General features: G+C 63.2%; 15 protein-coding genes. 9 read left to right on the top strand and 6 right to left on the bottom strand.

What is annotated here, in order from left to right; genetic code table 11:
• Window positions 1-9 precede the first annotated feature (9 nt).
• The 6 genes from AC3A4M_RS04880 to AC3A4M_RS04855 all read left to right on the top strand — a co-directional run bounded on the left by AC3A4M_RS04880 (window position 10) and on the right by AC3A4M_RS04855 (window position 3,236).
• Window positions 10-234, top strand: a complete 225-nt coding sequence (locus AC3A4M_RS04880) for a hypothetical protein (protein ID WP_498728996.1) — start codon at window positions 10-12, stop codon at window positions 232-234.
• Complete coding sequence (locus AC3A4M_RS04875; protein WP_498728994.1) at window positions 231-449, top strand: hypothetical protein; 219 nt, start codon at window positions 231-233, stop codon at window positions 447-449. Before AC3A4M_RS04880 ends, AC3A4M_RS04875 begins: the two co-directional genes overlap by 4 nt.
• A 347-nt stretch (window positions 450-796) precedes the next feature.
• Window positions 797-1,282 carry a PepSY domain-containing protein gene (locus AC3A4M_RS04870; RefSeq protein WP_498734287.1) on the top strand — a complete coding sequence of 162 codons (486 nt, stop codon included), beginning with the start codon at window positions 797-799 and terminating at the stop codon, window positions 1,280-1,282.
• Window positions 1,283-1,410: 128 nt separating this feature from the next.
• A complete protein-coding gene (locus AC3A4M_RS04865; RefSeq protein ID WP_498734286.1) occupies window positions 1,411-1,920 on the top strand; it encodes a MarR family winged helix-turn-helix transcriptional regulator in 510 nt (169 codons plus the stop codon).
• Window positions 1,921-2,010: 90 nt separating this feature from the next.
• Window positions 2,011-2,358: a hypothetical protein gene (locus AC3A4M_RS04860; RefSeq protein WP_498734285.1), complete on the top strand. Its 348-nt coding sequence runs from the start codon at window positions 2,011-2,013 to the stop codon at window positions 2,356-2,358.
• Window positions 2,355-3,236 carry a serine/threonine-protein kinase gene (locus tag AC3A4M_RS04855; protein WP_498734284.1) on the top strand — a complete coding sequence of 294 codons (882 nt, stop codon included), beginning with the start codon at window positions 2,355-2,357 and terminating at the stop codon, window positions 3,234-3,236. Before AC3A4M_RS04860 ends, AC3A4M_RS04855 begins: the two co-directional genes overlap by 4 nt.
• Before the next feature lie 39 nt (window positions 3,237-3,275).
• Here the strand turns inward: AC3A4M_RS04855 and AC3A4M_RS04850 are convergent, their stop codons facing one another.
• From AC3A4M_RS04850 to AC3A4M_RS04835, 4 genes are read right to left on the bottom strand one after another with little or no spacing between them, the layout of a single operon-like run.
• Complete coding sequence (locus AC3A4M_RS04850) at window positions 3,276-5,084, bottom strand: choice-of-anchor G family protein (RefSeq protein WP_498734283.1); 1,809 nt, start codon at window positions 5,082-5,084, stop codon at window positions 3,276-3,278.
• Entirely contained in the window at window positions 5,081-5,776 is a 696-nt protein-coding gene (locus tag AC3A4M_RS04845; RefSeq protein ID WP_498734282.1) for a hypothetical protein, read from the bottom strand. Before AC3A4M_RS04845 ends, AC3A4M_RS04850 begins: the two co-directional genes overlap by 4 nt.
• Before the next feature lie 5 nt (window positions 5,777-5,781).
• Complete coding sequence (locus AC3A4M_RS04840) at window positions 5,782-6,342, bottom strand: signal peptidase I (RefSeq protein ID WP_498734281.1); 561 nt, start codon at window positions 6,340-6,342, stop codon at window positions 5,782-5,784.
• Window positions 6,343-6,345: 3 nt separating this feature from the next.
• Window positions 6,346-7,008 carry a SipW-dependent-type signal peptide-containing protein gene (locus AC3A4M_RS04835; RefSeq protein WP_498734280.1) on the bottom strand — a complete coding sequence of 221 codons (663 nt, stop codon included), beginning with the start codon at window positions 7,006-7,008 and terminating at the stop codon, window positions 6,346-6,348.
• Window positions 7,009-7,423: 415 nt separating this feature from the next.
• Between AC3A4M_RS04835 and AC3A4M_RS04830 the strand changes: the two genes are divergently transcribed.
• Window positions 7,424-7,720: a hypothetical protein gene (locus AC3A4M_RS04830; protein ID WP_498734279.1), complete on the top strand. Its 297-nt coding sequence runs from the start codon at window positions 7,424-7,426 to the stop codon at window positions 7,718-7,720.
• Between the two features lie 8 nt (window positions 7,721-7,728).
• On the opposite strand, the gene AC3A4M_RS04825 is transcribed toward AC3A4M_RS04830, so the two are convergent.
• Window positions 7,729-8,160, bottom strand: coding sequence for a YybH family protein (locus AC3A4M_RS04825; RefSeq protein WP_498734278.1), 432 nt, complete (start codon window positions 8,158-8,160; stop codon window positions 7,729-7,731).
• Between the two features lie 280 nt (window positions 8,161-8,440).
• Between AC3A4M_RS04825 and AC3A4M_RS04820 the strand changes: the two genes are divergently transcribed.
• Together AC3A4M_RS04820 and AC3A4M_RS04815 are read left to right on the top strand one after the other, a co-directional pair.
• Window positions 8,441-9,100: a superoxide dismutase family protein gene (locus tag AC3A4M_RS04820; protein ID WP_498734277.1), complete on the top strand. Its 660-nt coding sequence runs from the start codon at window positions 8,441-8,443 to the stop codon at window positions 9,098-9,100.
• A gap of 159 nt (window positions 9,101-9,259) precedes the next feature.
• Window positions 9,260-10,297 carry a DUF808 domain-containing protein gene (locus AC3A4M_RS04815; protein WP_498734276.1) on the top strand — a complete coding sequence of 346 codons (1,038 nt, stop codon included), beginning with the start codon at window positions 9,260-9,262 and terminating at the stop codon, window positions 10,295-10,297.
• Window positions 10,298-10,354: 57 nt separating this feature from the next.
• On the opposite strand, the gene AC3A4M_RS04810 is transcribed toward AC3A4M_RS04815, so the two are convergent.
• A complete protein-coding gene (locus AC3A4M_RS04810) occupies window positions 10,355-11,839 on the bottom strand; it encodes an FGGY-family carbohydrate kinase (RefSeq protein ID WP_498734786.1) in 1,485 nt (494 codons plus the stop codon).
• Between the last annotated feature and the right edge of the window lie 18 nt (window positions 11,840-11,857).

The raw sequence follows: 11,857 nt of genomic DNA, 5'->3' as shown, positions 1-11,857 counted from the left end.
GGCATCACCGTGAGCAGCGTTTTGTATGGAGACTGGAACGAGTTGACCGGTCTTGAAGTCGAGATCAAGAAGGACGGGCGAAGCATCCGCACCGGCCATGTCGGCGCAGTGACCCGCGGAGCAGACGCCCTTTGGCTGGAAAGCCACGGAGCCCAGCTGCGGACACTTTTTGAAAAGGCAGAAGGTTATACCGCCTGGCCGCTGTCCGGCGAGCCCGAGCTGGCAGTCCGATGACAACGCCATGTGAGGCCACCATCGAGGTGCGGGTTGAGAGCCGGGCCGCCATGGACGAGAGGCTCAATGCCGCCGTCGAGGAAATGACGGGGCTGGCTAGGCGCTGCCGGAACGGGGGCATCCTCGTCACCCGCCACGAACCCGGGCGGTTTACCGTGGCGATCAGCGATTCCGTTCCTTACGGCTACACGGAGCAGCTCGACTTCCGCAACTAATTTCGCTCAGTTCGTTACTCGCCTCATTCATTACTCCGGGCCTCCGGTGTTTCCGGAGGCCGTTTCCGCGATAGGTGAGGCAAGAGCGGAACGGACGTGACGCCGTCGTACCTGTTTTCAAGAGCCCGTTGGGGCAGCGGCGGAGTGGATGGCCTCTCGACGATGGCAGTGGTCCGTCGGAGAATGAAGGCATGAAAAAGATACGACTGCTTCCTATGTTGTCGGTTGCTGCTGGTGTCCTTCTGGTCGTGACAGGGTGTGACGGCGCGGAAGATGGGCCGGCCACAACGGGCGAGGGTACACAAACCCAGGTGGCTCCGGAGACGACCAGTCCGGTCCCTGGGCAAATGGCTACTTCCCCGGGCGCGGTAAGTGCGTCTCCCGGGCAGACGAGTCCCGGAGCCGGGGGAGCGACCGGCACTCCGCCAACCGGAGATGCCAACGGCCGTGCCGCCGTCGAAACCGCGGTAACGGCCGTGCCGGGCAGCGCCGCGGTGGACGTTGACTACAGCGACGATCGGCAGGGTTGGGAAGTCGAGCTCATCAGCGGTGGCACCGAGCATGAGGTGCTGGTGCTGGCGGACGGCAGCGAAGTGCTGGATCAACGGGACAAGGGACCCGCCGACGAGGAAGACCGGCTCGCTCTCGATTCGGCGACGGTTTCTCTAACCGAGGCGATCGAGACCGCGCAACAAGCCGCCGTAGGCGACCTCGAGGAAGCTTCGCTGGAGGACGAGAACGACAAGCCGGTGTGGGAAGTGGAAATCCGGTCCGAGGGCGGCACACTCACGGAAGTGCTCATTGATGCCGTCAGCGGGGAGCAGATCCGCTAGGAGGTGATCTTGTTAGGCGTGGCGACACCAGGCATGGCAGCTGGTGTCGGACGTGGACATGCCTTTGCTGCGACGCTATATTCGATAGCTAGACAAGCAAGATATATGTCCATCGAAGGATCAGCTTTATGCAAGACGAAGCGGCCCAAGACGGCCTGGGAAAAGCAGACGAAGTGGAGCAGCGGCCGGCGGGTTCGGGCCTGTTGAATGCCTTGAGCGATTATGGGGCGTCTGAAGTCGCGATGAGGCGCCGCATGCGCGGGTCCATGAATTTGGGGGAAACAGACCTGCTTGCCCTGCGGTACGTGATCGAAGCCGATGCGGCGAACAGGCCGATCGGACCGAAGGAACTGGGGCAAAAACTCGGCGTTACTTCTGCGTCCATGACTGCGCTAATTGATCGGCTCGTCAAGAGCGGGCACGTCAGCCGAGAGCCGCATCCCTCGGACCGAAGGGCGTTGCTGCTGCGACCGGCGCCGGGTTCGAGCAAGGAAGTGCGGGGGTTGATGGACCTCACGCACCGCCGGATGGCGGAGATCGCCTCATCACTTTCGCCGGAAGACTCCAAGACCGTTGCAGACTTCCTGCAGCGTATGCGCGGCACGGTGGACGCCATCGATCCCGCCAACCAGGATTGAGCGCTGTGTGGACTTAACCGCTAAACCGTCATATAACTAGTCAGACGAGATACTTTTTATCCGAATTATCAGTAGTCTGAGGAGTTCGCTGTGACGCAAGTGGTTGATGCCCCCGACGCAACCGGATGGAAAAGCGCCCTACCGGACGGCGCGTTTTCTTTGCAGCGAGTCGACACGTTTCCTTGGATGAGCGACGTGGCGGCTGTGCCCTCGCCCCCTGTGCATTGTGGTGCGCCGAGCTCGAGCCGAGCGGCTGATGCACTGGGCATGGTTCGGCTGGCCGCAGCCAGGCAGGAAAGCTTGCAGTGGGAACTCGATGCGGCGCAGTTGAAGCTCGTTGAAGCGATCCGGAACGCTGCCGCCGCGGGAGCGGCTAGCTCCGCGCTGTGCCTGGCGGCCGACATGACGGAATCCGAGCTTGAAGATGTGCTGAAGTGACCCCGCCGGTCATCACGGCCGACCCTGAGGAGGCGCTCAAGCCGACAGCCGATGGGCCGGCGTGGGAAGACTCCTATCTAGCCGGTCGGCGCTACCGGTTGGGACCGCTCTTGGGCTATGGCTCTGAAGCCGCGGTCCGCAAGGCCCTGGACACGCACACGGGACGCACCGTGGCCGTCAAGATTTTCCGAACCGACGCCGTGCACTCGGGCGAGCGGTTCCATCGGGAAGTCACTATCCACCGGCGGCTGAACCACTGGGCCATCGTGCCCATGACCGACTACGGCCGAATGCCTGCGGCTGCCGGAACCACCGGACCGGCATTCATGGTTATGGAGTACGTGGAGGGCCGGAACCTTCGGCACGTGCTGCAAGAGGGTCCCTCAGATCCTGCTGTGACAGCGGCGTGGATGGCTGCCATTCTGCACGCACTTTCGTATGTTCACCGCAAGGGCATTGTCCACAACGACATCAAACCGGCAAACATCCTCATCCCATCGCTCGGGAACGAGCGCAACGGCGCCGTTGCCAAGCTCACCGACTTCGGCATCGCCACCAGCCGGCGGCATGCACCGTTGGCTTCCCTCTCCGGCACCGCCCACTACATGAGTCCTGAAGAGGTCCACGGCGCTCAAGCTACCGAAGCAAGCGATATATATGCTTTGGGTCTGGTCGCGCTCGAGTGCCTCACAGGAGTAAAACCCTTCCCGGGAACTCCCATGGAGACGATGGTCGCCCGCGCACTCAACAAACCCCGCATGCCGTACACCCTCGGCCGCCGATGGACAGTACTGCTGCGAGCCATGACGGACCTGCGGCCAGCAGAGAGGCCTACCGCCCGTCAAGCACTCCGAATGCTCCACCGGATCAACCGCTGACGTTCCGCGTTCTTGAATGCGACGGCAGTATGCAGGCCGTCACCTCACCATGTTGGGGCCTACCGAGGAGCGTGCGAGTTCGAGCGTGGCTAGCTTGAGCGGGCCGAGGACATCGATCCGCAGGGCCGCGACGTCGTAATGCCCTGTGCCTTCGAGCTCCTGCCACGGGTCCGGTTCTGTCCGGGCTGGATCCAGGCCGGCCAGTTCTGCCGGGTCCGGCTGGTTCTGGGCATTGGCGGTGAGCGACAGGGCGCTGTCGGGGCCGAAGAGTCCCCGCAGCGTCGTCGAAATCAAGGACACCAGCGGGCTGACCTGCGTCTGCAGGTTCGTTCCGAGGCCGGTGACCAAGGGCTGAAGGCTGCGGTCTAGGACTTCGGCAATGAGCGGACCAAGAATTTGGTTCGAGGCGAATCCTGCCAAGCCATCGATAACCCCGTTGACCACGCTGCAGAGGGATCCGACAAGGATGCCCGAACAGACGCCGGAGGGCTTCAAGGCGACTTTTACATCCGCTTGTCCGGCCCTCAGCGCTGCGAGGCTGACTCCCGTCCCGGTGGCCGCGTCTCCAACAGTGATGCTGAGTGTGCCTACTTCAACGGGAAGGAGCCCGCCCATCAGCTTGACCGGGAGCGTGATGCTGAGTTGGACTTCGACGGCGTCCAAGGCCTGGTTGACCGCCGTCGTGATCCGGGCAGTCCAATCGTCCAACGCTGATGTCAACGCTCCGGTTAGCGCGTTCAGTGCGGCGTTGTTGATCAGCAGTTGGGTATTGGGGGCCAGACCGTTGAGGCCGACGGAATCCTGGTACTCGGGGCCAAGTAGCGCGGCCAGATCCACGCTGACAGTGCCGCGCTGCGGATCGATGACGACAGTTCCCTGCGCGTCGCTGATGGGCTCGGTCAGGAGCGTGCGGACAGCGGAAAGATCTATGGTGAGGCCGAGGTCCGCGACTGTGTTCTTCCTGTCCAGTAACAGGGTGCCGAGGACCGGTCCGAGTCCCTTTGGGCCGAGGAGGACGTCGGAAATCTCATTGACCGCTCCGTTGGGACCGGCCAGCGTCTCCACAGTTGATTCGAGACTGCTGAGCGTGCTGTCCACTGTGGACACGAGGTCTCCGGAGAGGGGAGTGTCCAGTTCGGCATCCAGTCCGGCGATTGCATATCGCCGCTCGAGGGCGGAATAGATATTGCCGTGCCAGTCGCCGGCGCAAGCATCCAGGGTGGCCCTGCTGGCGACGGCGCCGATGCCAAGGCGGACATCGGCCAGGTTGGTGATACCGGCGCCGGTTCCTTCGCCGAGAACCTGGTCCAGTACCGTGCCGAGTTCCAGTGTGGCGAAGCGCGGGAGCTCCGGGTCGGTTTCGGGGTGTAGGTCAATGCCGCCCGAGTTGCTGACAGCGCCGGCTGCCCCCGCTGAGTAACCGGTATCGTTCGCCTGTCCGAACTGGTTGACCATACCGGCTTCGGCGCCCAGCGGAAGGACCAGCAGGCCGGTGAGCCCGACGTTGACGGACTGGAGCGCCTCGACGTTCAGCGGGTTAGCGTAGGCATCATTGCCCAGGACTGTTGCGTTCTGAGGATTGACGCTCGACGCCGTCCCGTCATTAACAACGACGACGTCCTCCACTTCCGCGAGTGGGTCCAGATCCGTGCCGAGCAGGTTGCCGCCCAGAACTTTGCCCGCCCCGCGGGTCTCCGCGCTGTCCATGGTTGCGCAGTCCAGCGTGCCGACCGTGGAGTGGTTCCATTCCCGGTCCGTCCAGCTTGCCGCAGAGGCGGGAATTATCAGCGTGCCGATGAGGGCGCTTCCGGCCGCAGCGGCAACGAGGCCGCGCAGCCGCCGCCTCATGAGCCCGCCCCTTTCGGCTTGCGAAAACGCATGGCGATCCCGGTGACGGCCAACAGCAGGCCGAGACCGAAGACGCCCAGGAGACCATCGGCACCGGTGTAGGGCAGCGGCCCCCGCGGAACATCCCAGGTTGACGGTGGAGTGGCGACGTTTTCTTCATCACCCAGCGCGGCAAAGCCCAGCCCGAACGTGGCGCTGCTGTCCTGCAGTTGGTCGGGCAGGTCCGCCGGCATAGTGAACGTGGCGTGGAAGTACGCGCCCTGCTCCGGCGACAGGAAACCGAGGCCATGCACCGTCCCCGGGTCGATCCTGCTGAGCGGCGCGTCCACGATGACGGTCCCGCCCGAAGCGCAATGTTTCTCTACCCACGGCTCACTGCACTGTTGCAGCGTAAGCCGGGCACCGGCGTCGTTGTTTGCCAAGGGACCATCCGAGCGGATCTGCAAGCTGAGAGGCCCGGACAGACCATCGTTCAGCTTCGGCGTGATGGTCCAGGTTACTGAATCTCCCGGCGTAAGATCTTCGAACTTGAGCGGATACGGCGAGACCTCCAGACTCAGCGGGCCGTGAGTGGTGTTGACGACGGTCTGCGGGCGCTCGTCAGAGGCTGCAGCAGCTGCCCAGCCAGGGGCCGGCACCATCAGGCAGGGGAGCAGCAGCACTCCCGCAGCCAGTCGAGCCTTCGCCAACATTTGAGCTAACTTTCGATCGGTCTGGCTTCGGTGTTCTTGCCGGTTGGCCAGAGCACCCACAGCACCAACGAACTGAAGAGCACGGTCAGCACGCCCATGCCGACCGGGGACCGGACGAACTCGACCAGTTGCCCGCCCCACGGGATGCCGACGACCATTCGGCCGACGCGGTCCACCAAATACGGTTGGGGGTCCTCCGTGGCGTTGGCATCACCGCGCAGGGTCAGCGCCACCCTGCCGCCTGTCTCTGCCGTGGGCGGCTCGAGGGCGACCACGCGGTGCGTCACGGGGCGGTGGTCAGGGCGCTGGACCATGACCACATCGCCGGGCTGCACTTGGGCGGCCGGTGTATCGCGGACCATGAGCAGGGAACCGGCGGGCAGGCCCGGCGACATGGAACCTGTCGCCAGGCGCACGGTGTGCAAACCCAGGGCCGGGCCGACGACGGCTACTGCAATGACCAGGGCTATAGCTGCCATGGACACGGCGTAAAGGACGCCGGACCAGCCAATGCGTTTGTTGCCGCGGTGCCTGCGTCGCGTCGTGGTGGCGCTGTGGGCGGCCACGGTTTACTTGGAGATGGCCTTGAAGTTCCAGACTGGGGTGGCAGTCTGGCCCTGCAACTTTTTATTGGCAGCGTTTGCTTCGTTGTCCGGCAGAGTCAGGGCGAAACAGATTGTTGCTTCGTCGCCGCTGTTAGCAGCCAAACTAAATGTGCGTGTTGCATCGGTAGTCAATGGAGAATCCGCGGGTACAAGTTGATTGTCTGTAGCTAGACTCGCCGCCAGACCAGCAGCGTTACAAGCTTCGGGGCCGGCGACCTGACCTGCCTGATACGTGAGCGCGTTATAGAGCAACTGGGAAGAGTCCTTGAACGGCAACTCAGCGTTCAGGGTCAAATCACCTCCATCCGAGCCCGCCGCGGTACGGAGGCGAACGAACGCGTGCACGGTATCGCCTGGTACCAAGGATGACGCTTCAGTGCTGAACTCGATTTGACCACCCGGCCGGGTTTCCTTATCAGTCCAGGAAGTGGTGTCGGCGGTGACGTTCTGCTGCACATTGAAGCTGCTGGTGCCGACTCCAGGTGTTCCGCCTGCGCCACCGAAGATCCATTCGGTGTCCGTCCAGGCAGCGAGCGAGGTGACGGTAGCTCCTGCTACCAGTACAAGGCCTGCTGCGGAGAGCGCTACGGCTTTTTTCCGATTCGTCTGATCGTGACGTTTATTCATTTTTAGTCCCCCAACTAATGTGCCGGCAGTCCGGCAAGATTCTGCCTAGGCGGATCCGAATATGGATAGCTTGGGGAACGGCCTGCTTTGCCCCCACTGCAAATGCCTAGGTGAATCGTTGCACATCTTTCACCTGTTTGTGGATCATAAGGCTCAAGAATTGCTCAATTTTTCGGCAAGTACGCCGTGTCAGTCATCAGCGCCGAGGTGAGCCGCGGTGCTTTCGGCCCGTAGCGGTGGAACTTCTGGGTAACGGACTTGGAGAACGCACTGATCACGCCGTTCACAGTCAGAGTTACAACGAGTAGGGAGCCCGCGATCTCTGGTATGAACTGGCACGACGGCGGACAATGGGGATCACGACACTGACTCTTTATCGCAGTGGGTCTGCCACCACTGAGGAGGGAATGCTCCTATGTACACCTTGCAGATAGAGCATCAAGTGCGGGACTTTTCGATGTGGCGGCAGGCTTTCGATAGTGACCCGCTCGACCGGGCCGGGTCCGGCGTTCGTGCCTTTAGGATTTACCGGCCGGTGGGCGACGACTACGTCATGATTGAACTGGATTTCGAGACTCAGGAAGGGGCCGTCATGTTTCTGGCCAGGCTTGAGGAAGAGGTCTGGAAGTCAGGCCCGGCAGCCCCGGCGCTGGTGGGAACGGCGGAGACCAGAATCGTCGAGGTCGTTGAGAATACGACCGTGGCTTGGTAATCCAGTCGCTACTTTTCGATGATGGACTCGACGGGCTGCGGGGAAGTTATTGGATCCGCGTGCCGATGCACGACCTTCCACTGTCCTTGCTCGAGCCGGAATATCGTTGTGACTCGGAGCGAGACGGGCGACAGCTCATCCGACTGGCCTACCTTCACCCGGGTCCGTTCGATTTCGACGATGTAGGCCATGTCCGTCCCGAGATGCCCGGAGATCCGCTCGAAGCGGTTGGGTTCACCGCCCCTGAGGTGGGAAGCTGCGCGACTGATCACCTTTTCGACTTCGATCCAACCGCGAATGGGCGGGCCGAAGGGGTTCGCCAGCGTGACGTCGCTCTGTCTTGACCACACTTGCTTCTGAGGGGACGCATCTCCCTGGACGATTGCATTCACAGCTTGGTGGTACTGCTCCACAGCTGCTTCGAAAGCAGATCCAGTCATTTCTCCTCCAGCTTCCGGCTTCAATCCGAATTCACATGAGCCGGCTGAAGCGTGCATACATATTGGCACCGTGTACAAGTTGTGTCCACCATTCGAGGGACGCGTCCTCAACGCGAATGAAGCGCGGCGACACCGGGCAGCTCGAATCCATTATTGGAGGGTGCCAAAACGCAGTTCTCTCTGGTACTTCGGTACAGGCCGTGCCACCCTGAAAAAACGAACCTTCGCTTGAGCTCATCCAAGCTACATCAGTCCACTCCACGGCACGGAGGATTGCATCGTGAAACCCTTACACACTATCGTTCCGACAACCCTCGCCGCCCTGGTTCTTAGCCTGACCGCGTGCGCCGGCGCTCCGGAAGGCGCCGGGGATGAACCGGCACCCGGACCGACGGAAGAGGAGACGGGGAACCCAACGCCAGCCACCGAAAGCCAAGTACCAGAACCTACGGGCGAGCTAGGTTCCGGAGAATTTGCACCGTATGCCGAGGGTGCCACCGCCGTGACTTATGACGAGCGTGTACCCGACGGCAGTTCCGCCGATGTTACGGTCAACGAGGACGGTGCCAAAACGACCGTGACCCTGTCGGTGAAGGGGCTCGAACCCGAATCGGAGTACGGCTCGCATGTCCACGTCGCGGCATGCGGTTCCGATCCGGATGATGCCGGCCTGCACTACCAGGATCAGCAGGATCCTGCGACACAGGGTCAGGAGGACGTCGTAGCTTCGACGGATCCGGTCTACGCCAACCCAAAGAACGAAGTATGGCTGGACTTCATCACCGATGCCGAAGGTAACGCCGAAGTTGAAAGCACCGTTGGCTGGCAGTTCCGCGAGGGCGAAGGCCGGTCTGTGGTTATCCACGCAACGCACACCGGCATGCAGGAAGGTGAAGCAGGCGAGGCCGGAGACCGCCTCGCCTGTATCACTGTCCGCTAGCTACGAGCACGAACGTAGCTTGGCTCTCGAACGGCAGGAATACGGAGGATCCGGTCAGCGGGCTTCGCCGTCGTCATATACTCAAAGCATGCTGATCAGGTGTCTCAACCGTATCCCCCTCGCCCAGCAGTCCGCCGTCGTGCAGTGCGGGGGCGAGCTGTGAGCGGCGGTCTCGTCGCCCTGCTGGACGACGTCGCAGCCCTGGCCCGCATAGCGGCCGCCTCGGTGGACGATGTCGCTGCCGGTGCCGCCAGGGCCGGGACCAAGGCCGCTGGCGTGGTGATTGACGACGCGGCGGTCACTCCGCAGTACGTGTCCGGCGCAGACCCGTCCCGTGAACTGCCGATGATCAAACGGATTTTCTGGGGCTCGCTCCGGAACAAGCTGCTGATCATCCTGCCGGCACTGCTGCTCATCAGCGCCTTCATCCCGGTGATCATCCCGTTCATCCTTATGCTGGGCGGCACCTACCTCTGCTACGAGGGTGCCGAGAAGGTCTGGCACAAGGTCCGCGGCCACCACGAGGCCGAGCATGCGCCGGCGGTCGAACAGGGCCCGGAGGCGGAAGCCAAGGTCACCAAGGGCGCGATCACCACCGACTTCATCCTGTCCTGCGAGATCATGGTCATCTCGATGAACGAGGTGGCCGACGAGTCCCTGTGGGTCAGGGCGTTCATCCTGGTCTTCGTGGCGATCGCGATCACGGTAATCGTGTACGGCGCCGTCGGGCTCATCGTCAAGATGGACGACATCGGCCTGCACCTGACCACCAAGGACTCCGCGAGCTCGAAACGCTTTGGCAGCCTGCTCGTAAAGGGCATGCCTACGGTGCTGGCCGCGATCACCTTCATCGGCACGATCGCCATGCTTTGGGTCGGCGGGCACATCATGCTCCAGGGTGCGTACGACCTCGGCTGGCACGCCCCGTATGACCTGGTCCACGTCCTCGAGCACCCGTTCGCCGGGATCCCGGTGGTTGGCGGCTTCCTAGCCTGGCTTGTGAACACCCTGTGCTCAGCTGTGCTCGGGCTTGTCTGGGGCCTCGTGGTAATGGCCATCGTGCACCCGCTGGTGAAGCTGCTGCCGTTCGGCAAGAAGAAGGGCGGGCACGAAGAGGGCGATATCCGCGCCGCTGTCGCCGGCTACCGGCCGTCGAAAGACGATGCCGCAGGAAACAGCGGAGACGGCGGTAGATGACACACCGGAACTAGGTCCTGCCTGACAGGCATCAGTGCTGGTGGCAGTTCGGACCGCCTACTCGTCCGCCGGCTCCTGCAGGGCGGCGAGTACGTGCATGTGCTCACGGTTCGATGGGTACAGGTGACCATAGGTGGCGTACAGCTTTTCGTAGAGCGGGGCGGTCGCCGGATCTGGCTTCACCGTCGCCGCCGTCCGGGCCCAGTCCGTCCCGGCTGGCACGGCCCCGGTTCCGACGGCGGCGAGCAGCGCGTCCCCGTAGCTGGCACCGATGGTCTGTTCCGGGACCAGCTGTTCGCGTCCGGTGATGTTGCTGACGATCTCCGTCCAGAGTCTGGCCTTGGTGCCCCCGCCGACGGCTGCGACGCGCCGGATCGGTTCGCCGGCGTTCTCCAGGTACTCCAGGATCTGTCGGATACCAAAGCCGATGCCCTCGTAGGCGGCACGGAACAGATGGCCCCGAGTGTGCCGCAGCGACAGCCCAGTAATCAGGCCGCGGGCGTCGGGATCGAAAACAGGCGTGCGTTCGCCCGCAAAATAGGGCAGCAGCAGCAGTCCGTCAGATCCCGGCTGTACCGCGGCGGCCTCCGCGACGAGCTGCTCGAAGGGGACGTCACCGAAAAGCCGCTGCAACCAGGTGGTCAGGCTTCCGGACGTTGACATCCCAGCGGCCAGCGTCAAAGACCCAGGGTCCACTCCGGCCGTGGTCCAGAGTTTGGGTTCGGCGCGGAACTTCCCGAGGACCTGGACAAAGAACATGGTGGAGCCGTACATCAGCATGAGGTCGCCCGGTTGTCGGACGCCGGCGCTGAACGCCTCCGCCCAGGCGTCGACCGTGCCTGCGCAGACCGGCAGGCCTTCCGGCAGCCCTGTCGCCTCGGCTGCCTGACGGTGCACGCTGCCGCCTACTTCGGCTGGCCAGACCAGCCGGGGTTTGGGCAGGTGGCCGGCGACGGCGTCGTACCGCTCCGGATGCCACCGGTTAGCCCGGACGTCGTACAGCGGATCGCACTGGCTGGCAGTGTGGTGGTCCAAAACCAGCTCCCCGGTAAGCTTCGCCAGGATGAAAGAGTTCAGGCTGTGCCAGTTCCGCGCACGGGCGAAGACCTCCGGTTCCCGATTGCGCAGCCAGCGGAGCTTCGGTCCCACGGCCTGCGAGGACAGGACTTTCCCGGCATCGCGAAAGATCGCCTCGGCACCGAACTCCTCTGTGAGCTCGCGGATTTCGACGACGGCACGCGCGTCAATACCGTACAGGATCGCCGGGCGCAGCGGGGTCAGGTTGTCGTCCGTGACGACCAGGCTGGGACCCATCGCGCTGACGCACATGCCGGCGACAGCCCCGGCGTCGTTCCTGGAGAAAAGCTCCCGGCACAGCTGGACCACCTCTGCCCAGGCCCCGCCCTCGGCGTCGAACTCGGCCCAACCAGGCCGCGGGTAGTCGACGTCATGCGTGACCGTTGCGCTGTCCAGAACGTGGCCCTCGGCGTCGGCCAGTACCGCCTTGCTGCTGCCTGTACCGATGTCGATGCCTAGAAACATGTCACTCAAACGGCCGGT

The organism is Arthrobacter sp. Soil_C_60, from assembly GCF_057656375.1.
The sequence above is the reverse complement of the archived record's forward strand: the minus strand, read 5'-3'. Positions and strand labels throughout refer to the sequence as shown.